The sequence below is a fragment of the Ruminococcus turbiniformis genome, assembly GCF_020687545.1.
Lineage (GTDB): Bacteria > Bacillota > Clostridia > Lachnospirales > Lachnospiraceae > Mediterraneibacter > Mediterraneibacter turbiniformis.
In genome coordinates this window covers 1-22968 of record NZ_JAJEQX010000020.1, presented here as the reverse complement: position 1 = coordinate 22968, position 22968 = coordinate 1, and the positions used below count along the sequence as shown (strand labels likewise).

The following is a 22968-nucleotide window of genomic DNA, read 5'->3' as shown; positions in this document are numbered from 1 at the left end:
TCATCAGAGTATATCCAGTTCTCTTTTCCCGTTTCTGAGAGCGCGGGGCCGGTTTTCTACTGTCCCGCTCTTTCCCCCGGTCTTCTTCACCAGATAGATCTCCCCGATCTCCATCGACTTGTCGATTGCCTTGCACATATCGTAAACCGTGAGAAGCGCTACGCTGACTCCTGTGAGCGCCTCCATCTCAACCCCGGTCTTTCCGGTCACTTTCACGGTACATGTGCAGTGGATGGAACACTCTTCTTCATCCATTTCAAAATTCACCCTGCAGTTCGTAATCGGGAGAATGTGGCACATGGGGATCAGGTCCGAAGTCCGCTTTGCGCCCATGATACCCGCGGTCGTGGCCACTCCGAGCACATCCCCTTTTCCGACACGTCCTGCCCTCACAGCGTCAAACACTTCGCGGCTTACAAAAATTTTTCCCGCCGCCGTCGCCTCCCGGACAGTCTCGTTTTTCCCGGTCACATCGACCATAAGGGCTTTTCCGTTCTCATCAAAATGCGTGAATCCCATCTCTCTACCTCTTCCGAAAATGTTGTAGTGCCGTACCCGGCTGCCTTAGTTCATTATAGCGGAAGTTCTCTCCGGTTACAAGTTCCCTTTTGCGCCCTCTGACACTGTCTTTTCTGCGCCATCTGCCCGCTGTCCGGCCAGCTCCATAAGCTCCCGCTCAGACCGGGCATCCGCAGGATACGGCCAGCTTTTTGCCCTCCGGTCAAACTCCTGCTTCAGCTTATCCGCGCGGGACAGATCTTCCTCGCACAGAAGCGCATATGCATACGCTGTCCGGATCACAGACAGATAGTTTTTCATCTGCTTCATCACCTTCTGCTGCCAGGGTTCCTTCCACAGTCCGAGGATCTCTTTCTTCTGATCGCCAAGCAGCTCGCAGTAGATTCTATCTCCGGTCAGCATGGCGCGCATCAGTCCTGTGACGCCGCTCTCCAGACCAAGCAGCACATCAATGGCTTCCGCCGCCGCGGAAAAATCATGCTCATCCATCATTTTCCCCGCAGCCGACACTCCCACGGACACAGTCATGCTGTTCTGCATCCGCTCCGGCTCCGGCATGAAAAACCACTCATCCGGCATATCCTTTACCCGGACGCCCTCGGCCTGAAGCTTCGCCATCTTAAGCTGAAGCCAGAATCCGTAGGCTGCATCTCTGCTTTTTCCGATCTCCACAATATTGCGCCCGTCGTTGTACACCATCTCAAGCTTTAGCGGGATCCCGTTTACGAGCGCAAGCCATGCCCCGGCCATGGCAACTGTCCCGAAAAAAAGGCTAAGATACCAGAGGCCGTCCGCCATCAGGCATCCCGCAAGCGCGGCCGCTCCCGTGAGCAGATTCAGTATGACTCCTCCCGCATTGTACAGCACATAGGGGAGCGTCCCGTCTTTCATATCCGGCGGCTCCATAATGCACTGCCCTCCGGTTCCGGAAAGAGAAAGTCTCCGGAAACGAAGTTTTCCATCCTGCATAATCCACATAAAGCTCCCGATCCGGAAGGAGGAAAAGCGGTATCCGGTCAGAAGGCCGAAGATCATATGCCCGCCCTCATGGAATACCGTCTGAAGGAAAAACGCGGTGTAAAAGGCGATAATCAGATACAGAATCCACAGGAGAAACCCGTGAAACGTCAGTCCTCCTTCTATATTAAGATCTGCATATGCGGCAAAGCCATAGCCTGCTGCCCCTCCCGCTGCCACAGCCAGTACCATAATCAGAATGTTTCTCACCGTTTTTTTGGAACTTCGCTTTTTCTTTCTCTTTCCTGCTGTCTTCTCTGCCATAATCCCCTCCCAAGGTTCTGATTTTGGTCCTTTCAGCGACCGTATTGTCCTCTTACACTGACGCTGAGCATTTCCATTATACCAGCAGGGCAGGACTTTGCCAACAGGGAAGGCGAGCGGCCGCCAGGTTCCCGGGTAAGCCCGGGCTTATAAGCGTCGCCTGTACAAAGAAGGAAGCGAACCCTCCTTTTAAAAAGTTCGCTTCCTTCTATAATAACTATATCTATCCTGCCATCTCCGCCGACTCGAACTGACTGTTGTACAGATCCGCGTAGAAGCCGCCGCGCGCGAGCAGTTCCTCATGGGTACCCTGCTCCACGATATCGCCGTCTTTCATGACAAGGATCAGGTCCGCGTCGCGGATCGTGGAAAGCCTGTGGGCGATGACAAAACTTGTTCTGCCCTTCATCAGGTTATCCATCGCTTTCTGAATGAGCACCTCGGTTCTCGTATCCACCGAGCTCGTCGCTTCGTCCAGAATAAGAATCTTCGGATCCGCCAGAATCGCCCTCGCGATCGTGAGAAGCTGTTTCTGTCCCTGGGAGACGTTGCTCGCCTCCTCATTTAATTCCATGTTATAGCCTCCCGGAAGGGTCTGGACAAACCGGTGTACATGAGCTGCCTTTGCGGCCTCAATGACTTCCTCATCCGTGGCGTCAAGCCGGCCGTAGCGGATGTTCTCCATAATGGAGCCGTGGAACAGCCATGTGTCCTGAAGCACCATTCCGAACATCTCCCGCAGTTCGCTTCTGTTGAAGTCGCGGACGTCATGCCCGTCGATCCGGATCGATCCGCTGTTCACATCATAGAACCGCATGAGCAGTTTGATCATCGTTGTCTTTCCGGCTCCGGTGGGCCCTACGATGGCGATCTTCTGTCCCTCCTTCACCTGTGCGGAGAAGTCGTTGATAATGATCTTATCCGGGTTGTATCCGAAATGTACATGATCGAACTCCACATTGCCCTGAAGTCCTTCCACGGATACCGGATTGGGAACCGTCTGGTCCTCTTCCTCCTCATCCAGGAACTCAAACACCCTCTCCGAAGCCGCCGCAGTAAGCTGCAGCATGTTCGTCACCTGTGCCATCTGCTGGATCGGCTGGGTAAAGTTTCTCACATACTGGATAAAGGACTGGATATCTCCCACTTCAATCACGTTGCGGATCGTAAGGAATCCTCCCAGAATCGCCACTGCGACATAACCCAGGTTTCCGATAAACTGCATCACAGGCATCATCATTCCGGAGAAGAACTGTGACTTCCACGCCGAGTCATAGAGCCGGTCGTTGGTCTCATTGAACCGTCCGATCACGTCCTCCTCTTTGTTGAACGCCTTGATAATGTTGTGGCCGCTGTAGATCTCCTCCACCTGTCCGTTTACATTTCCCAGATATTCCTGCTGTCCGCGGAAATATTTCTGAGAGTGCTTCATCACAAAGGAAATCAGGATGACGGAAATCGGCAGAATCAGTATGGCCACCAGCGTCATCAACGGGCTGATAGAGAGCATCATGACAAGCACACCGATGATCGTTGTAACAGAAGTGATCATCTGAGTCGCGCTCTGGTTCAGGCTCTGTCCGAGCGTATCCACATCGTTTGTCACGCGGGAAAGGACTTCTCCCACGGGCTTTGTGTCAAAATAATTCATTGGCATGCGGCTGATCTTCTCTGAGATCTCCTTTCGCATCCGGTATGTCGTCTTCTGGGAGACTCCCGTCATAATAATTCCCTGGATGAAGGAGCACAGTGCGCTGATCACGTACAGCGCCAGCGTCGTGAGAAGGATCTGGCCGATCTTTCCGAAATCCATCCCGCTTCCGCCGGACACCTTGCTCACAAGTCCGTTGAAAATCTCTGTCGTCGCCTGCCCCAAAATCTTCGGCCCTACAATGTTGAACACGGTTCCGCATACCGCGAACACCGCAACAAATGCCATGTGTACCTTGAAGGCGCCCATATAATGGAACAGTTTCCGTATTGTCCCTTTGAAATCTTTTGCCTTCTCGCCCGACATATTGCCGTGCATACCGCCTCTTCTAGGCATTGGAACGCACCTCCTTTTCCATTTCCTGCTCAGGCGCTCCCGCTTCCTGCCCGTTTCTCTGATCCGGCGCGCCTGCTCCGGCATTTAACTCCGCCTCCGAGAGCTGGGAAGCTGCGATCTGACGGTAGACCTCACAGTTCTCAAGGAGTTCTCTGTGGGTGCCAATTCCGGCGATCTTTCCGTCGTCCAGAACAATAATCTGCTCTGCGTTCATAATCGTACTGATTCTCTGGGCCACGATCAGCACCGTACTGTCCTTTGTCCGCTTCTTAAGGGCTTTTCTGAGCGTCACATCGGTCTTGAAGTCAAGCGCGGAAAAGCTGTCGTCAAAGAGGAACACTTCCGGATGCTTCGCAATCGCCCTGGCGATGGACAGCCTCTGCTTCTGTCCTCCGGAGACGTTGGAGCCTCCCTGTGAGATCGGACTCTCATACCCGTCCGGCTTGTTTTCGATGAACTCTGTCGCCTGGGCGATCTCCGCCGCCTCGATCATCTCGGCCTTCCCGCCGTCCGGGTTGCCGAACATGATATTGGAGGCGATATCACCGGAAAAGAGAATTCCCTTCTGGGGAACATACCCGAGCTTTTCTCTGAGCTCGTGCTGTGTGATGTTCCGGATATCTGCTCCGCCGAGCGTGATCTTTCCCTCTGTCACATCGTAGAACCTGGGAATCAGGTTGAGGAGCGTAGACTTACCGCTTCCGGTGCTGCCGATGATCGCGGTCGTCTCTCCCGGTTTCGCCGTAAACGAAATGTCGTGGAGCACATTTTCATCTGCTCCCGGATACCGGAAGGAAACATGGTCAAATACAAGCATCCCCTTCTCGGAGTCGGAGAACGACTCGGATTCCGACTCTTTCGGGTCGTGGATCACTGTTCTGCTTGAGAGCACTTCCTCCACACGGTCTGCAGCCACCGCTGCTCTCGGCAGCATGATGGACAGCATGCAGAGCATTAAAAATCCCATGATGATCTGCATTGTGTACTGGATAAACGCCATCATGTCTCCGACCTGCATCTGGCCGTTGTCGATGCCGTGGGCTCCGGTCCACATGATGAGCACGGAGATTCCGTTCATGACAAGCATCATAACCGGCATCATAAACGTCATGGCGCGGTTGACAAAAAGGTTCGCTTTCGTGAGCTCTCTGTTCGCATCGTCAAAGCGCTCCTCCTCGTGCTTCTGCGTGCTGAAGGCACGGATAACGGACAGTCCGGTAAGGATCTCCCTCATAACAAGGTTGACCCTGTCAACAAGGCTCTGGAGAATCCTGAACTTCGGCATCACCACAAGGAAGAGTACAAGAATCACGAGGGCGATCAGCACAACCGCGAGAGCGATGATCCAGGACATGGACACGTTTGTCTGGAACACCTGGAAGATTCCTCCGATTGCCAGAATCGGCGCGTACAGCACGATTCGCAGAAGCATAACGATAATGAGCTGGATCTGCTGGATATCGTTCGTGCTTCTTGTGATGAGCGAGGCCGTGGAAAAGTGGTCAAACTCATTGTTGGAAAATCCTACAACCTTCCGGAACACTCTGCCTCTCAAGTCGCGTCCTGTGGCAGCGCCCACCCGGGACGCCATGAATCCGACGAGAATGCTGGCCGCCATTCCGAGGAACGCAAGTCCTGCCATCTTAAGACCGGTTATCCCCAGGTAGGAGAGCTGGATTTCATCCATATCCATCCCCAGCGCCTCGTAGACTCCGCCTACATAGCTGACTGCCGCCTGATCCAGAATTGTATCCGGAATGTCTTCCATCTGGCTCTCCATCTCCTGAACAAGCGCCTCCCTCTGCTCATCGGGGAGCATCGCCATAATGTCGAATACCGTCATATCAGCCGAAACCATCTGTTCGGGGAGCGCCGCTTTTAACTGCTCTTCAATCTGCACCGTCATGTTGCTTCCCGACTCAAATCCCGCAGTCAGCATCATCGGAACGGCAAGAATACCGCCAAGCTCCTCTGTCTCCTCCTCCGACACAGAACTTTTCAGCACATAGGCCTCTGTATCATACGTGCTGTCATCCTCCGTGTAGGCGTCAAGCACCGTCTCCTGATCCTCTCCGGGTACAAATAAAAGAAGGCGTTCCATCTCGCTGACCGAAATCGCCTCCGGAATCTGATCCTCGATTCCGCCCTGCTGGATTCCTACGTTGACAATGTCCGACGTGTAGGCAGGAAGAGATAAATCACAGTACGCCTGAACAAACAGGACAACAACGATCGCAATCAGGGCTTTCCAGTGTTCTGCCGCGTATCTGAATAAATTCTTCATAGTCTGTCTTTCCTTTCTTTTGCGTCTTTTTCCAGATTGTCATTTATTTTCAGAAGAACATTTTTAAACGTCTGCTTTTCCTTATCATCGATGTCCGAAAACATCAGCTCTTCCATGTCTTCTGCCACCTTCTTCACACTCCGGATGCATTCCTTTCCCTTCCCGGTAAGCGACAGGCGCATCACTCTTAAGTCCGCAGTGTCAGTATGCCGGGTCAGATACCCCTCCCTCTCCATCTTCTGTATGGCTGATGTGATCGAAGGCGGGGTCACATGCAGATAGGCCGCAAGCTCCTTCTGGGAAAGAGCGTCTTCCCTGTTCAGGGAAAACAGGATGCTGGCCTGGATTCCATTCATGTCGAACTCCTGGTACATCGCTTTTGCCCGGTTCATGACACGGTGCGTAACGACACCCATCAGACCGAGGGCCGGAAGTCCGTCTATCTTACAGTTCATAGTGCTTCCTCCTGTTTTATTAGTTAGTTAACTAAACGATATGCTAGTATATATGCACAAATAAGTCAAGGTTAAATTGTCTGTTCCACAGTTTTTTTATACTTTTTTCACAAAACCAGCGTTTTTTTCTTTCCTCACAAGAATTTCTTGCAGCCGTCTCATAACCTGTTATAATTAGAAAGGGGAAAGTTTTAGAAAGGTTGATTTATTATGCAGGATATTAACGTTGGGGTAAAAGTTCAGGAATTTCGCCAGCAGAGAAAATTAAGTCTCAGGCAGCTTGCCTTAAAGGCCGACATGACGCCGTCTATGTTGAGCCAGATTGAAAATAATGTTGTAAACCCGTCCATCAATACGCTCAAAGAGATCGCCCGCGCTCTGGAAGTACCCATGTTCAAATTTTTTCAGGACGACACTCTTCCGGAAAAAATGATCGTGCGAAAAGGGCAGTGCAAAATAATCGGGGCTCCCGGTGAAGAGGTGTTCTACCAGCTGCTCACGCCGGATACAAACGGATCAATTGAGTTCTGCCTGATGGAAATCCCGTCCCATTCCGCTTCTGCCGACAAGCCTCATGAACACGAGGGCGAGGAGGTTGCATACGTGGTGGAGGGCGCGGTAACGATTTTTGTGGGAACGAGGGAAGAACAGCTGGAGGCCGGAGACAGCATCCGCATTCCCGCGCTCAGCGCCCACAGATGGGTAAACGGCACTGACAGACCGGTCAAAGTAGTCTTTGCGGTAACACCGCCCTGTTTCTGATACTATTCATCAATACCGTTCATTATTTCTAAATATTTTTTATTAATATTTAACAATTTATATTGACTTTCACTGAACATTTGTTAAAATGTACTTAACAGCTGGTAACTCTCTGCAGGCAAAAGATCAGACAGAAAAGAGCCGGCCCTTTTGCCTCAGAGAAAAAACACCTTACATAGCAGGAGGAATGAACTATGGACAGTGAAAAGAAACTTGAATTTATAGGGGGAAACGGAGTCTCGTTGCTCCCGTTTATTGTGTTTATCGTCATTACGATCGGTCTGTCATTTGCGAACGCGGCAGACCTGAACATGATGATTGCAGCCGGTGTGATCGGCCTGATTGTCGGCATGCTGTTCTGCAAAAACAAAGACAAGTACTGGGATTTCGTACTGGACGGTCTCGGTGATAAGATGGCCATGACAGCAGTGCTGATCTGGCTCGTTGTAGGTATCTACGGAACAATCTTAAGAGAAGGACAGCTTGTAGAAGGACTTGTATGGCTTTCTGTAAAACTCCATCTCTCAGGATCGGCATTCTGTGTGGCTGCGTTTTTGTTCTCCGCAGCATTCGCTCTCGCAACGGGAGCTGCATTCGGTACGGTGGCGGCGATGACTCCGATTCTGTATCCGGTAGGCGTTATTATGGGATGCGACCCGGCTGTTCTGGGCGGTGCCATTATCTCCGGAGCCATCTTCGGCGATAACATTGCTCCCGTATCTGACACAACGATCGTCTCCACCACAGGACAGCTCTACACAAAGAAAAAAGGAAGCGCTGAGATCGGCGGCGCGGTAAAAGACCGTTCCAAATATGTAATTCCCGCTTTCCTGGTCTCTGCCGTTCTGTTCTTTATTTTCGGCGGAGCAAGCGGCGGTTCCTCACTGGATGCATCTGTCGCTGACAGCCTGGTGGCATCCCACCAGAATCCTGCCGGACTGTTAATGATGATCCCGACTGTGATCGTCATCGGCATGGCAGTTATGGGAAATAACCTTTTCGTCACTCTTCCGGTCGGAATTATCGTGGCAGTAATCGTAGGACTCGGCAGCGGACTGTTCGGCTTCAGCGACCTGTTCCGGATCGAGGACGGAGTTGCCGCAGGAGCACTTCCTTCAGGCGTAGCCGGAATGCTCAACGTATGTATCCTTCTGATGGTAGTTGTCTCAATGGGAAATCTTCTCATCAAGAGCGGCTACATGGGAGAACTTGTTGACAAACTTTCCAGAAACATCCGCACAACAAGAGGCGCAGAGCTTCTGATCTTCCTGTTCTCCACCGCGTTCTCGGTGCTGATCAGCGCGATCAACACGATCCCGAACATCTGTGCTTCTCCTCTTGTCAACGCGCTTGGACAGAAGGCGAAACTGCATCCGTACAGAAGAGCGAACTTCCTCGCTGTGGCATGCGACTCCTTCAACGCGTGCATGCCGTTCGGAGGTTCCGTACTGCTCCTTCTCGGCTGCATCAGAACACTTGCAGCAGATGCATCCTATATTGAAATTCTCTCACCCAATGATTTCCTTCTGACCTGCTTCTATCCGTGCATCCTCTGGGTTGTTATGTTCATCGCAGTTCTGACCGGATGGGGACGGATCTATGAAGGTCCGGACGGCAAGCCGGTAAAGGAAATGCCGAAAGACTGATACATGACGACTGAACAGGAAGGACTGCAAAGAAGGGAGAATTCAAAATGATTGAAGCAAAAGTGATAAACAGCCGCGGGAAAGACATGGTCTGCCTTGTGGAATACAAAAGCCCTGAGCTCAGAGGAAAGAAAGTGATCCTTTACAAACACGGCTTCTGCGGAAATAAAATCACTCCGCACCGGATTATGGTCAATCTGGGACATGATCTCATTGAAGAGGGATACACCATTGTCCGCTTTGACTGCGCCGGTGCCGGCGACAGCGAAGGCGACTGGACCTACATGACCATCTCCGGTGAAATCGAGGACTACAAAAAGGTGCTCCACTGGACACAGGATGAGCTGAAACCGGAGAAAATGATGGTTCTTGCGTACAGCATGGGCGGTCTGGAAACTGCCGTTTGCTGCCGCGAAGTTCCGCTGAACGGCATCCTTTTCTGGAGCCCGTGCAGCAATGCATATGAGTGTTTCCGCCACCTGCTCGGCGATGAGAGGTTTGAGCTTGGCATGAGCGGACACGACGTGGACTTCATGGGGGACCGCGTGGGAAAAGAATTTTTCCTTGATCTCCAGAACGAAGAGCTGAATACATTGAAGCCCCTCGAAGGATTTGAAAAGCCCGTCTATTTTATCCATGGTTCCGCAGACACAGATGTACTTCCGGTCAATTCGGAAAACTATCTGAAAGTTCTCCCGGGATCAGAGAGACATCTGGTCGAAGGCGCGGGACACGGCTACGACGGTTGGGAACTGCAGGATGAACTCTGGAAATATTCAAAAGAATATATCCGGCGAATTATGGACTGATAAATACAGCTGACCCAAGAGTCGAGAGAATCGTCCGCGGCACATGTGCTGCGGGCGATAAAAATTACAAAAAAGCATCAGAATATGCATTGAAGAGAGGACACCAGTATGAACTTGGAAGAACTGATAAAAAATCATCCCTTAATCGGAGAGATGGCTGCCGGAAAAGAGGTTGTCTGGGTCAACCCGGAACTGACCGGTTTTCCCGCCTCCATGGAAGGAGTCTCCGTCTCAGCGGAGGAGATTGCCGAGGCGGAGGCCCGTCTGACACGGTTCGCTCCTTTTATACAGGCATGTTTTCCGGAAACTGAAAAAACAGGCGGTCTGATTGAGTCCCCTCTCCGGGAAATCTCTGCCATGAAAGACGCCCTGAATCTCCGGCTTGACTCCGGCATTAAAGGACGGCTGTTCCTGAAAATGGACAGCAACCTGGCTGTTGCCGGCTCTGTGAAGGCGAGAGGCGGCATCTATGAGATTCTTACTTTCGCTGAGGAGCTTGCCCTGACTCATGGGCTGATTACAAAAGAAGACAATTATACAAAATTTGCCGATCCTGAGATAAGACGCTTTTTTTCCGGCCATTCCATCCATGTAGGCTCCACGGGAAACCTCGGACTGTCTATCGGGATCATCAGCGCGGCTCTGGGATTCGACGTGTATGTACATATGTCCGCTGACGCGAAGCAGTGGAAAAAGGATCTGCTCCGCTCCAAAGGAGTCCATGTAATTGAGTATTCGGGAGACTACGGAAAAGCGGTGAAGGAAGGCCGGGACCTTGCAGTCGGAAAACCTGACAGCTATTTTGTAGATGACGAAAACTCAAAAAACCTCTTTCTGGGATACGCCGTCGCTGCAAACAGGCTGAAACATCAGCTGGATACACAGGGGATCACCGTGGACCGCGAACATCCGCTTATCGTCTATATCCCGTGCGGTGTGGGCGGCGCTCCCGGCGGAATCACCTTCGGGCTTAAACAGGTATACGGAGACTGCGTTCACGTCTTCTTCGTAGAGCCCACAGAAGCCTGCTGTATGGCACTTGGAATGATCTCGGGACTGCACAATCAGATCTCGGTGCAGGATATCGGGCTGAGCGGAAAGACAGAGGCCGATGGTCTCGCGGTCGGACGCCCGTCAAAGTTCGTCGGAAAGACGATCCGGCACATGCTCTCGGGAGAATTTACAATCCGCGATGAAAAGCTGTACCGCTACATGAAGCTGCTCATGGATACGGAGAATATCTTCATCGAGCCCAGCTCCTGCGCTGCCTTTGAAGGGCCTGCCCGTCTGGCAGGCGCGCCGGAAACCGCAGAGTACCTGAAGGCTCACGGTCTCGCTTCCCATATGGAAAACGCGGCTCAGATCGTCTGGGCAACCGGCGGAAGTCTTGTACCGGAAGATGTAAGAAAAGAATATTATCAGAAGGCCGAAGAACTGGAAAACAGATAGACGCCTGAAATTGAAGAGGCTGCTGCACGAAATCATTGTCTCCCCAAAAGGGTGATATGCTCCCAGGGAGCATGGCGATTCGTGCGGCAGCCTCTTCTCAATTTTTCTTTTCGGTTTTTCTTTTCAGCTTGCGGACTGGCGCCGCGCCGTCAGAAACGCTCCTGCCGAGCAGAGGATCATCACGATGGAAAGTGCAAAAAGCAGCCAGAACGCATGAGTACTGCCCTGCCTTGTGGCCTCTGCCAGCTGATCCGGCATCGCCGTCTGGGCGGAGGCTACGATGGTGGATACAACCGCTGTCCCCACTGCCGCGGTCAGGCTTCCGGCGAAAATACTGAAGCAGCACAGCGACACGATGACGCACAGGTTGCCGGACAGAATGGGCTTTTCCGCTCCGAACCGGTCAAGCAGTCTCCCGCTTACCGGAGAGAGCACCGCACCGGCCAGACATCCCGGCAGAAGGAGGCTTCCTGCAAGGAAGGCGTCCTGTGAGTTGACGAGCTGGGCATAGTTCGGAATCAGGAACCCAAGCCCCAGGCAGACAAACTGGATCAGCACAATCACGAGAACACTGAACGTAAACGGCCTGTATGTAAACACACTCAGATCAATCAGCGGTGCATCCGCGCGCATGCTGCGCCGGCAGAAAATGACGATTGACAGAAGGCTTGCGAAAAACAGGATGAGAACCGGCGCGCTCGTCCATCCTCCACCCGAACCTGCTCACAATCATTCCTCCGACAGAGGGCCCCACCGCCGGCGCCATCGCGGTAATCAGGGAGGCGATTCCCATCATCAGTCCGAGCCGTTTCTCTCTCACTCTTCCCCCGGGAAGACGGGAGCCGTCTTCTGATCGCTCACGATTTTATACACCCGGGCAATCGTATTTACCGTTGTCATAAACTCCTCCGTGTCCGCCTCTCCCAGCTGTTTGAGAAGCCAGCCCTGATATTCCTCCACGTAGAAGTTATAGTATTTCTTTCCTTTTTCCGTGAGCCGGATCAGGGTCACTCTCCTGTCCGCCTCATCCGGAATCTTCTCCACCGCGCCCAGACTCTCCAGCTCATTTAAAAGCTTTGTAATGCTTGGCCGTGTAACTCCCAGAAAACCGCTCACATCGCTGACCTTTACACTGTCCTCCTTCTGCTCCAGCTGAAAGAGCGCGTCAATCACATGGATATGGCGGGGCGTCATCCTCTCCGGAAGTTTCGGCATCAGCTCTGTAATCCGCTTCGCCTGATGGCAGGCGTCCAGAAATTTTTTCATATATATCAATTCCAAATCTGATTCCTCCTATCTTTCCCGTCCGGTGCTGTTCTGAGCCTGTGACACGCTTTGATTCCGTGACACACTTCGCTTCTGTGCTGCTCTGAATATGCTTCAGCTTCGGGATGGAAATAATTATTTAAGGTAATTACTTTTAGTAACTATATGTTATTATAGTACAAATTCACAGCAAGTCAATTCATTTTTTTCGCAGTTCCGCCTTTGGACTGTCTCCGGTGCATAAAGAAAAAGAGAGCTGTTCCTCACTGCGGCTGAGCATAGCAGCAGTGCCGGAACAGCTCCCTCTTTTCTTGTTTCTGGTTCTCTCTGATCCGTCCGCGGACATGGGATCAGTCGTGGGTGTAATCCAGGATTCTAATGGAATCCCCCACTTCGATCTGCACGATCTCTTTCATCTTTCTCGCAAACGGGCAGGCGTATCCGATGGGAGTTCCCTTCTGGATGCAGGATGCGAACGCGATCGTGTCCGCCCCTCTCTTCTTCAGCTCCCTCGCCCGCAGCACTGCCTTCTTTCCCGGGCAGCCCCCGCAGTTGATAAACCCGATAATCTCGATCTCCTCTTCGGGATTTACGGAAGCAAACGCGCCTCTTCTCTCACTCACCGCCCTGAAATCTCCGGTTCCCGGACAGTAATCTTCTGTCTGCATGCAGCGTATTATTCCAAGTTTCATCGCCTATGCTCCTCTCTGTTCCTTCTGTTCGATCTGATCTTCCTCTTCGGCCGTGTCCGCCGCGCCGGCCCGCTCCGTATGCGTTCTGACGTGGGTTCTGTCGGCTTTTGTTCTTCCCCGGCTCTTCTTCCTCCTGTGAGCCGCCTGCCAGTTCTGCTCCTGCACAGCAGCTTTCTGCGGATTCTCTGCAGCGCTCTCTTCTGCCGTTTCTCGCGTTTCTTCCATGATACGCGCTTCTGCGCTGCTGTTGTTGTCTGTACTGCTCTGCGCTTTCTGCCCTTTGATATTCATGACGAGCATCTGAAGGCGGTTCTCAATATTCGCAAAGCTCACATCCGGATCATAGTCAAGCGGCAGGATCTGTGCATCCGGGTATTTTTCTTTCAGCTTCTTCGAGATTCCTCTTCCGACCACATGGTTCGGCAGGCATCCGAACGGCTGAAGGATGACAAAAGCCCTGCAGCCCTTTTTCGCATGGTGCAGAATCTCTCCCGGAATCAGGATTCCCTCTCCCGCGTCAAACGTACGCGGAATGATCGGATCGCTCTCTTTGGCCAGCTCCTGAATCCGGCATGCTCTCTCATAGAGCGGATGTGCGGACGCGATTCTGTCTGTCAGGCTGTGCGCGATCTCAAAGATCGTATCAGCTGTCCTGAACCATACCTTCTTTGTAAACGGTCTGTCCACCCTGTAATCCCGAATCTGACTGTCCTGATAGAAGTATGTCTTCTGGATTACGTCCGTCATTCTCGCCTCAATAATCTCGAAGCCGTTCTTCTCCAGGTACTCCTCAATGTCGTGGTTTGCCCCCGGATGGAAGTTCAGCAGGTATTCTCCCACGATCAGGACGCCCGGTCTCGGACTGGAGCGGTCATATTTCACCGTCTTCATAATCTCAATGCCGCGCTTGAATCCTCTTACGGCGCCTCTGATCCCGTGCTTTTCAAGTCCGTTTACAAGCTCATCGAGGGCCTCGTCAAAGGCTCTCTGAGCACTGCCCTCCTCAAGCTCATACGGGCGGATCTTCCGCAGCAGTTCCTCCAGCACATCCATCATCGGAAGAGCAGCCGCAATCCGCGCGGACGACAGAAGGCTTAAGCGGAATCCCGGGTGAATATCATGGTAATCCACGTCGTCGTTTGTCAGGATCGGTACGTCCTTGTACCCTGCGTCGTCAAGCGCCTTTCTCAGAAGCGCTCCGTAGTGTGTCAGACGGCAGTCGCCGATATATTTCGCCATACCGATGGCTGTGTTTTTCAAATCATATTTTCCACTGTTTAACGCGGCGAGCGTCTCCCCGATTACAATCTGGGCCGGGAAGCAGATGTCGTTATGTACATACCGTTTTCCCATCCGGATCGCCTCTTCGCGCCCGATATCAAGCGGCACCGCGCGCACGCCCTGGCTGTTGAACACAGCGGAGAGCACACGGCAGAACGCGTGGGACGTATTCGGCACAAGTACGGTCCTCTCCTGCCGGTCTGCCTTTTCGTATTTCACCTGATACGGATCCGGCAGAGATTTCGGCTCATCCAGAGCCTTTCGTTCCCTCCGCATGGCCACCGTCTCGAGGAACGAGCGGACACGGATGCGCAGCGGCCCCTGAATATCACTCTCGTCCACTTTCAGAATCAGCGGCGTCTTTCCGGAAATCTCATGCATCATACGGATGATCTCATCGGAGAGGTACGCGTCGTGGCCGCAGCCGAAGCTTACGATCTGTACATACTCGAGATGGCCCGTCTGCGCGGCCATCACAGCGGATGAAAGCATTCTTGCGTGGAAGTTGTTCACAACATCCAGGCGGCTTCTGCTTAAGTCAATCTCCTCCGTTCCCGGGATAGAGTCTGCTGTGAGCACCGGGATTCCCATGCCGGTGAACATCTCAGGCAGTTCATGGTTCACAAGGGTGTCGTTCTGATACGGTCTGGATGCGAGAACGACGGCGAATTTGCCGTTCTCCTGCACCTCTTTAAGCACTTCCCCGCCTTTTTTCTTAAGCTCTGTGCGGAACTTCTCCTGCGCACGGTTTCCGGCCTCAACCGCTGCAAGCGTCTCCTCCTCAGGAATGCCGAACTTCTCTTTCATATACCGCACGAGCTGGTTTTTCTGATCCTGAGGCGTAAACCAGTGGAACACCGGATTGTCGTACGGAATACCCCAGAGTTTCTCCGGGTTGTCAGAATTTCCGACCACAAGCGGATATCCTTTGACCACGGCGCACATGGACTGGCTCGTCTCTTCCGTGTTCTCGGAAGGCACTGTCGTGACAACCGGCATGAAAATCCGGTCTACCCCTTTTTCCGCCAGGTTGCGCAGATGTCCGTGGACAAGCTTTGCCGGGAAGCATACCGTATCCGAAGTGACAGCCGAGAGTCCGCTCTCGTAGATTTTTCTCGTGCTGGAATCCGACAGTTTCACATCGAAGCCAAGCGCCCTTAAAAAGGTTCCCCAGAACGGCATCGTCTCCCAGAAATAGAGAACACGCGGGATACCGACGGTGATTCCCTGTCTGGTCTTCGGCTCGGGATATTCGTATCTGCTGAAAAGGAGCTTCTCCCTTACCCGGAACAGATTCGGCACGGAGCCCGCTTTCTGCACCCTGTCTTTTACCTGCTTCCTCACCTCGGAATCGCCCGGGTCGCCCAGAACCTCTCCTCTCTCGCAGCGGTTGTTCGTAATCCACGAGCTTCCGTTGGAGAATTTCAGGATCGTTCTCTTACAGTGGTTCGTACAGAACGGGCACGGCGAATTTGCCTCCTGAGTATAGGAGAAGTCATCCAGATCATCCAGCCGGATAAAAGTCTGCCTCTCAGGCTCTGCCATGTGGCGCTCCTTTGCGATCAGAGCCACACCGATGGCACCCATCAGCCCCGGATATGGAGCGCGGATCACTTCCCGCCCGGTGTACTCTTCCATGGCGCGCAGTACCGCATTGTTCTCAAATGTACCGCCCTGCACGACAATCCGGTCCCCCAGAGAGTCCAGATTGGACAGACGGATCACTTTCGTAAACACATTTTCTATAATCGAACGGCACAGGCCGGCCATGATATCCTCGGCCTTTCTTCCGTTTCTCTGCTCTGTGATAATGCTGCTGTTCATAAACACCGTGCAGCGGCTGCCGAGAACCGCCGGGTGCTCTGACACAAACGCCGCGTCCGCGATCTCCTTTGCCGGGATGTTCAGCGATGAGGCAAAGTTCTCAAGGAAAGAACCGCATCCGGAGGAGCACGCCTCGTTTACGAGAATGTTCGTGATGATGCCGTCTTTGAGCCACATTGCCTTCATATCCTGACCGCCGATGTCCAGGATAAAAGTCGCCCCTTTGACGTATTTCCCCGCCGCGCGCGCATGGGCCACTGTCTCCACCGTGTGGTATTCCGCCTGGAACGCCTTGCCGAAGAGCACTTCCCCGTATCCGGTCGTCCCCGCCGCGATAATGTGAAGCTTCGCCCCTGCCCTGCGGTAGCGGTCGCGCATCTCGATCAGGGCGCGCTTTGCCACATACAAAGGCTCTCCCTCATTGGGCGCATAGAAAGATCCCAGGATTTCCTCCTGCTCATCGATCAGCACAAACTTCGTCGTCGTGCTTCCCGAGTCGATTCCAAGATACGCGTAGACATCCTCGCCGGGCTTCGGTTCCTTCCACACGGACTCCGGTTTCCGGTGGCGGTTTTCAAACGTCTCTCTCTCCTCCTGCGATGCAAAGAAAGGCCGGGCGCCTTTTGATTCACTCTCCGACTTCCGGAATTTCTCCCCTTTAAGCTCCTTTATAAGCTCTGCCGGAACTGCAGGCTCATACTCTCCGCCGAACATGGCGTCGAGAGACACCGCTGCGCCGTACGCCACCATCAGCTCCGGATGCTCCGGGATCAGGATCTCATCCTCTGAGAGTTCAAGTCTCTCAGAGAACACCCGGATCAGCGTCGGGTTAAAGGTCAGCGGGCCGCCCTCAAAGGCAACCGGCTTCGTAATCTCCAGCCCCTGCGCCAGACCGCCGATCGTCTGCTTCGCAATGGCATGAAACGCGGACAGCGCCAGGTCAGCCTTCGCAACCCCCTGATTTAAGAGGGGCTGTATATCCGTCTTGGCGTACACGCCGCACCGCCCGGAAATGTCGTAGACACAGGTTCCTTTTGACGCCAGGTCGTCAAACTCCTGGACCGGCACTTTCAAAACAGAGGCAATCTCATCGATAAACGCGCCGGTTCCTCCCGCGCAGCTTCCGTTCATCCGCATATCGGCCACATTGACAGCTCCGGTCTTCTTATCCGTCTGGAAGAAGATCATCTTCGCGTCCTGTCCTCCCAGCTCGACCGCGCTTCCTACCGTATCATATCTGCTCCTGAGTGCCGCCGCGTTTGCAGCCACCTCCTGTACAAAGGGGAGGTGCAGTTTTTCCGCGATCGGTTTGGATCCCGAGCCGGTCAGTGCGATGCGGAACTTCTGGCCCGGGAACTCCTTATCGAGCATCTTCATCACATGGATGACACTCCGGACCTGATCCGCGTGATGCCTCCTGTAATCAGAAAATATAACGCTGCCATCGGACGCATCAAGGACTGCGACTTTCGTAGTCGTAGACCCGATATCAATTCCGACCGGCAGCGGCTGTGAGAATATGTGCTTTCTTATTCTTTCCTTCATCATTTATCATTCGCTCTCTTCTGGTACAGTCAATACTTCCACAAATCAATCCGCCTTAACCACCGGAAGTACCGGAAGGCACATTCCGGGATTATAATATCTTAAAAGGCCCTGAACACGGGCCTTTTATACTCTGCGGAACATCCGGCGAAGCAGGATTTTCCGCTTAAGCCAGAATATCATATACGATATTATCACACTTGTATAACTAAATGCAAGTCTTCCAATTGTTAAGGAAATGCTAAAGTTTAAGCACTGTGTCTTCTCAAAATGTATGCCGGACTGTTCTCTTTCTGCTGCTTAACTGCACACTATTTTTGTTCCCCATGATCTGCCTCCATTCTGTGCCATACTCTCTGATTGATATTGTCCGCCATTTTCTTAAGCGTCTTCTCGGTCAGCCTCAGCTCATCCGGGGAGATTTCCCCGCTTATGACATCATAAAAACCGGCATGCACCTGCTTGATCTTCTGTGCAGCCGGAATTCCTTTTTCCGTCAGATAGAGATGTTTGACCCGCCGGTCCCTCTCATCCACCGTCACTCTGATATAGTTCACTTCCGCCAGTTTCTTGATGATTTTTGTGAGCGTCGCCCGGTCGACACGGATCACCTCCGCCATCTCCTGCGGCGAAGCGCCGGGATGTTCGTAGAGATATTCCACATAAAACTGCTGTCCCCATCCGATCTCATACCCGGACAGACTTCTGTCGTAGTACATCTTCATCAGCCTGTCAAAGATGGAGACACAGCGCCCTATTTCAGAAAAGTTCTGTTCCTTCATATAAAAATCACTCTACCGGGAGATACCGTTTCCCATCAGCACTTCCGCCGCCTCATCCAGACTTTCGCACACTGCGCCGCACAGCTCTCTGACCTCATCGGAAGGTGTGACAAGATCAGGCACCATCACGGCAAAGCATCCCGCTGCCGCTCCGGCACGGATGCCGTTTTCACTGTCCTCAAACACGTAACACTCACAAGGGCTGCACCCGATCCGCTCCGCCGCGAGCAGGAAAATATCCGGAGCCGGCTTTCCGCGTTTTACTTCCTTTCCGCTCACCACCTCGTCGAAATATCCCGCAAGTCCCGTCACACGCAGATTGTTTTCAATCAGCTCTTTGTCACTGCTGCTCGCCACCGCGGTGCGGATTCCGTTTTCCCGGAACCGTCTTAAAATATTTTCCACGCCCGGCTTCTCCGGCACATTTTTCTCAAGCTTCTTTCTGACACGTCTTTTGCACTCTTCAATCACTGCTCGGCCGTCCGTTGTCTTATAATACTTTTCAACAATCTTCCTTGAGTCTTCCCCCGTTGTCCCGGAGATCTCTCTTGCGTAGCTGTCAGGGAGCGTTACCCCTCTCTCATACGCGATCTCGTGCCACGTCTGCTGGAACACCTTCTCCGTATCAAAGAGGAGTCCGTCCATGTCAAATATCGCGCCCCGGCACTCCATCGCTGTCTCTGAATTTCCTTTCAATTTCATCTCTGATTCCTCTCATCGTTTTTTGGTTCTTCTCTTTTTTCATTCTTCGGGCGGCCTCCTGCTACAGAAGGCTGATATCGAGCCGTTTCAGTTTCTCATACACTGCCTCAATGTCCGACGGCTTTTCCTTGATCCGGTCCATCTCCATGCGGATCTCCTGCATCGTCTGATCCACATGAGCGATCTCATCCGCGCACTCCTTCAGACGCGCGATCACGTCTTCTGCCTGATCCACATGCTTCTTATACTTGATCTGGTGCTCAAGACTTGCCCAGAAATCCATCGCAATCGTGCGGATCTGAACCTCTGCCCGTATCTCTTTTTTCGATTCTGCAAAGAAAATCGGAACACTCACGATCAGATGGAGACTCCGGTATCCGTTTGGTTTCGGATTTTTGATATAATCTTTCTTTTTGATCAGCCGGATGTCATCCTGCCTTGTCAGAGCGTCCGCCAGCATGTAAATATCGTCAATATACGCGCAGATCACACGCACCCCGGCAATGTCGTTGAGATTATTCTCGATATTTTCTCTCGTCGGCGGGATTCCAAGTCTCGCCATCTTCTCCAGTATGCTCGTCTGACTCTTCAGCCTTGTGTGAATCGAGCTGATCGGGTTTCTCTTGTATCTCACTCCAAATTCCGTATCGAGCACCTCAAACTTTGTGTTGATCTCCTTGATCGCACAGGCATAGCCCATAATCAGCTCCTTATAGTCAAGCACACTGTCCAGCAGATCCATCGCCTGACCAAGTATCAGATCGCGGCCCGCCCCCTGCGTCAGCCAAAGTTCATTTTTCTTCTGTTCCCTGTCTTCCATCGCATATCCTCCATACAGGGAGCACACGGCATCGCTGTCCCCTGTTTCTTTTTTCTGATATGACTATTTTAGCGGAACGAATGAGATCCATCAATAAACCCCCGATGAAAAAATATAAAGATTTCACAATCATTGTATCATCCTCTGTTTTCTGATATACTCTGAAAAGATGTCTCCGGCGCATCTATGCCGGAGCGCAAAAGAGGATTCTAAGGCAAGAGGAAACGGCACCATGAAAACAACTCATCAGACAAAACAGACGAAAAAAAAAGAAAGCACTGCCAACAGCGGCAGTTTCGGCAATATTATCATCACACTCATAAAATTCAGTCTTCCGCTGATCTTAAGCGGGGTTCTGCAGCAGCTCTACAATTGGGCGGACGCGTTCATCGTAGGGAACGCCGAAGGAGAACTTGCGCTGGCGGCTGTCGGCTCAACTACGACGGCGGTCAATTTCTATGTCACCGCGATCACCGGATTCACCCTGGGACTTAACATCTTCTTTGCGCAGAAATACGGAAGCGGCGAGACGGAACGCATTCCGCGGATTCTCGCTGTCTTTCTGTTCTTCCTCGGGGGAATCATCCTTGTCCTGTCAGCGCTTGGCATGTGGCTTGCTGCCCCTCTCCTTGAGCTTCTGCGCACAACGCCGGACACCATCACCATGGCGGAATCCTACCTCCGCATCGTCCTCGCGGGCATGCCGTTCCTGGCTGTGTACAATGTATACTCTGCTGCCCTGCGCGGCATCGGGGACAGCCGGGCGCCTTTCTACGCGGTCCTTCTCTCCTCCGCGGTCAATGTGGCTCTCGACATTGTCTTTGTTGTCTTCCTGGGCTTAAGCGTAGCGGGAGCAGCTATGGCAACCGTCTTCTCCCAGGCTGCCATGACCGTCTTCCTTGTATGCTACAGCATCCGGAAATACCGGGTTCTCCGTTTCCGGGTCAGGGACGGACTGTTCAGACGCTCTGACCGCGGGCTTCTCGCTGCGGGATGCCGGCTGGCTATTCCTCCCATGATCCAGTCCAACATCACCTCTGCCGGGAACCTGATCCTTCAGAACTTTATGAACGGCTTCGGTACACAGACTGTTGCCGCCATCACAACAGCATACCGGATCGACACCATTGTCCTTTTGCCGATCATCAACCTGGGGTCCGGAATCTCCACCCTCACGGCGCAGAAATACGGTGCGGGAGAGACAAAAAGCGCCGGACGGATTCTCTCTGCCGGCGCCATTGTTATGGCCGGAGTTTCCCTCCTTCTGACCCTTCTTGTCATTCCAACCGGCGGACGCCTGATCGCCCTGTTCGGAGCCGGAGAGGAGGCTGTCTCAATCGGGGAAAACTTTTTCCTCCGGATCGCCAGCTTCTATGTCATCTACGGGCTTGCCACCGCAGTGCGCGGCTATGTGGAAGGCCTGGGGGATGTTTTATACTCAAGCGCAGCGGGAATCGCATCCCTGCTCTTCCGCATCGGCGCGTCCTACGCCGCGGTATCCGTATTTGCAAATATGGTCATCGCCTACGCGGAGGCTTTTTCCTGGGTGCTTCTGCTTATACTGTATCTGATCCGTCTTGCGATGCTTAAGCGCCGGACGGCAGAAAAAAAATTATAATTTTTAAGTTAATCACATGCCAGTTTTCCATCGCAAGCCTGTAGATCTCCCTTGCCTTTTTCAGGTCATCGATGAAGATCCACTCATCGGCCTGGTGCTCTGTACATTCCCTTCCCGGAAACACCGGGCCGAATGCCACCACATTGTCCATGGCTCTCGCGTATGTGCCGCCTCCCATGACAGATGCAGGTGTCTCGTCCCCGGTCACTTCCCGGTACGCTTCCATCAGCTTTGTTATGACAGGGGAGATGACGGCTGCAGCAATCCCGCACCAGTTCCATCCCTCAATCGGATGCCAGCTTTCCGGCCTGCCCTTTCCGACAATCCAGTAATCTGCGATCATCACGCCGGCAATCGGCGCGCCGAAAAATGAGATCCCGTCCAGGTATACAGCGATAAAATCCAGAATCCCCAGCACAGCAAGCACCACACCCAGTACACCGACCACAAACGTGGCCTCTCTTCTCCGGTTGTCCGGCAGGTTGAAGGTCATAACCGCATCCAGTCCTCCTGCATATGCATTGATGGAATTTGTTGTCAGCTGCGCCAGTATCATGATTGTCAGCCCGAGTACAGGAAGTCCAACCATTGCCATTACCTGACTGATATCATACACTCCGGCAACCCGGGAAAGCACAACGCCGATCACGCATGTAATCACACCCGCCGGAAGCAGTCCCCATGCAGCAGACTTTACCGTATCTTTCCTGTTTCTCTGAAATCGCGTAAGGTCAGCCGCAGTAAAAGCGGAAGCGGAAAAGAAACTGAACGCAAGTCCTACGCCCTCTATCATGGACATCGTCGGCTCCGCCACTTCGTTTGCAGTAAGCCCTTCTGCTCCGAATGTCCGGAATGCCATAAATGTACCGAGAAGCATACTTCCCAGCAGGAATGCAGGGATGCATATGACCATCACCATGTCAATCCAGCTTTTCCGCTGTTCTTTCGGGACTCTCGCCAGAGCGAAAGCCTCAATACTCTTCTCCTTTTCTGCCATTCTCTCATCCTCCTGTATTTTCTGTCATTCTCATCACCTGCAGGCGCCGGAAATCCATCCTCTGTCTGCAAAAACCCGCATATATATACATAATATTGTATATAATATCAATTTTCACATAGTCTGTCTTTGTTCCCGTCAACAATTCAGCACGCTGTTTTTTGTAAAATTTACAATTCATATTGCATT

General features: G+C 52.6%; 19 protein-coding genes. 5 read left to right on the top strand and 14 right to left on the bottom strand.

The features are described from left to right. Positions 1 to 3: 3 nt before the first annotated feature. From moaC to LKD70_RS11315, 5 genes are all read right to left on the bottom strand, one after another. Positions 4 to 519, bottom strand: a complete 516-nt coding sequence (gene moaC, locus LKD70_RS11335; RefSeq protein WP_227708147.1) for a cyclic pyranopterin monophosphate synthase MoaC — start codon at positions 517 to 519, stop codon at positions 4 to 6. A 75-nt stretch (positions 520 to 594) separates the two neighbouring features. Beyond that, entirely contained in the window at positions 595 to 1800 is a 1206-nt protein-coding gene (locus LKD70_RS11330; RefSeq protein WP_227708146.1) for a M50 family metallopeptidase, read from the bottom strand. Positions 1801 to 2023: 223 nt separating this feature from the next. Next, positions 2024 to 3847, bottom strand: a complete 1824-nt coding sequence (locus LKD70_RS11325) for an ABC transporter ATP-binding protein (RefSeq protein WP_227708145.1) — start codon at positions 3845 to 3847, stop codon at positions 2024 to 2026. Then, on the bottom strand, positions 3840 to 6131 hold the full coding sequence (locus LKD70_RS11320; protein WP_227708144.1) for an ABC transporter ATP-binding protein: 2292 nt from the start codon (positions 6129 to 6131) through the stop codon (positions 3840 to 3842). Before LKD70_RS11320 ends, LKD70_RS11325 begins: the two co-directional genes overlap by 8 nt. Continuing rightward, positions 6128 to 6586: a MarR family winged helix-turn-helix transcriptional regulator gene (locus tag LKD70_RS11315; protein WP_227708143.1), complete on the bottom strand. Its 459-nt coding sequence runs from the start codon at positions 6584 to 6586 to the stop codon at positions 6128 to 6130. The genes LKD70_RS11320 and LKD70_RS11315 overlap by 4 nt, the downstream gene beginning before the upstream one ends. A gap of 210 nt (positions 6587 to 6796) precedes the next feature. On the opposite strand from LKD70_RS11315, the gene LKD70_RS11310 reads away from it, so the two are divergent. The 4 genes from LKD70_RS11310 to LKD70_RS11295 all read left to right on the top strand — a co-directional run bounded on the left by LKD70_RS11310 (position 6797) and on the right by LKD70_RS11295 (position 11252). Then, positions 6797 to 7348, top strand: a complete 552-nt coding sequence (locus LKD70_RS11310; protein WP_227708142.1) for a cupin domain-containing protein — start codon at positions 6797 to 6799, stop codon at positions 7346 to 7348. 194 nt (positions 7349 to 7542) lie between these two features. Continuing rightward, on the top strand, positions 7543 to 8994 hold the full coding sequence (locus tag LKD70_RS11305) for a Na+/H+ antiporter NhaC family protein (protein ID WP_227708141.1): 1452 nt from the start codon (positions 7543 to 7545) through the stop codon (positions 8992 to 8994). Between the two features lie 47 nt (positions 8995 to 9041). Beyond that, the gene (locus LKD70_RS11300; RefSeq protein WP_227708140.1) at positions 9042 to 9803 is read left to right on the top strand and encodes an alpha/beta hydrolase; all 762 of its coding nucleotides are present in this window, start codon (positions 9042 to 9044) and stop codon (positions 9801 to 9803) included. A 108-nt stretch (positions 9804 to 9911) separates the two neighbouring features. After that, on the top strand, positions 9912 to 11252 hold the full coding sequence (locus tag LKD70_RS11295; protein WP_227708139.1) for a D-serine ammonia-lyase: 1341 nt from the start codon (positions 9912 to 9914) through the stop codon (positions 11250 to 11252). Between the two features lie 123 nt (positions 11253 to 11375). Here LKD70_RS11295 and LKD70_RS11290 read toward each other — a convergent pair whose 3' ends face one another. The 8 genes from LKD70_RS11290 to LKD70_RS11255 form a co-directional block, all read right to left on the bottom strand. Continuing rightward, positions 11376 to 11903, bottom strand: a complete 528-nt coding sequence (locus LKD70_RS11290; RefSeq protein WP_407690963.1) for an MFS transporter — start codon at positions 11901 to 11903, stop codon at positions 11376 to 11378. Next, positions 11860 to 12072 carry a hypothetical protein gene (locus LKD70_RS11285; protein ID WP_227708137.1) on the bottom strand — a complete coding sequence of 71 codons (213 nt, stop codon included), beginning with the start codon at positions 12070 to 12072 and terminating at the stop codon, positions 11860 to 11862. Before LKD70_RS11285 ends, LKD70_RS11290 begins: the two co-directional genes overlap by 44 nt. Further along, positions 12069 to 12533, bottom strand: coding sequence for a MarR family winged helix-turn-helix transcriptional regulator (locus LKD70_RS11280; protein WP_227708136.1), 465 nt, complete (start codon positions 12531 to 12533; stop codon positions 12069 to 12071). Before LKD70_RS11280 ends, LKD70_RS11285 begins: the two co-directional genes overlap by 4 nt. 335 nt (positions 12534 to 12868) lie before the next feature. Beyond that, entirely contained in the window at positions 12869 to 13210 is a 342-nt protein-coding gene (locus LKD70_RS11275; protein WP_227708135.1) for a CGGC domain-containing protein, read from the bottom strand. A 3-nt stretch (positions 13211 to 13213) separates the two neighbouring features. Further along, positions 13214 to 17863, bottom strand: coding sequence for an acyl-CoA dehydratase activase (locus LKD70_RS11270; RefSeq protein WP_227708134.1), 4650 nt, complete (start codon positions 17861 to 17863; stop codon positions 13214 to 13216). Between the two features lie 308 nt (positions 17864 to 18171). After that, entirely contained in the window at positions 18172 to 18642 is a 471-nt protein-coding gene (locus LKD70_RS11265) for a MarR family winged helix-turn-helix transcriptional regulator (protein WP_227708133.1), read from the bottom strand. 12 nt (positions 18643 to 18654) lie between these two features. Then, positions 18655 to 19344 (bottom strand): HAD family hydrolase, encoded by a 690-nt coding sequence (locus LKD70_RS11260; protein WP_227708132.1) that lies wholly within the window; start codon positions 19342 to 19344, stop codon positions 18655 to 18657. Positions 19345 to 19405: 61 nt separating this feature from the next. After that, positions 19406 to 20164 carry a GTP pyrophosphokinase gene (locus tag LKD70_RS11255; RefSeq protein WP_227708131.1) on the bottom strand — a complete coding sequence of 253 codons (759 nt, stop codon included), beginning with the start codon at positions 20162 to 20164 and terminating at the stop codon, positions 19406 to 19408. A 232-nt stretch (positions 20165 to 20396) separates the two neighbouring features. Between LKD70_RS11255 and LKD70_RS11250 the strand changes: the two genes are divergently transcribed. Beyond that, positions 20397 to 21782: an MATE family efflux transporter gene (locus LKD70_RS11250; RefSeq protein ID WP_227708130.1), complete on the top strand. Its 1386-nt coding sequence runs from the start codon at positions 20397 to 20399 to the stop codon at positions 21780 to 21782. On the opposite strand, the gene LKD70_RS11245 is transcribed toward LKD70_RS11250, so the two are convergent. Then, the gene (locus tag LKD70_RS11245) at positions 21751 to 22779 is read right to left on the bottom strand and encodes a cytosine permease (RefSeq protein ID WP_227708129.1); all 1029 of its coding nucleotides are present in this window, start codon (positions 22777 to 22779) and stop codon (positions 21751 to 21753) included. The genes LKD70_RS11250 and LKD70_RS11245 overlap by 32 nt on opposite strands. Between the last annotated feature and the right edge of the window lie 189 nt (positions 22780 to 22968).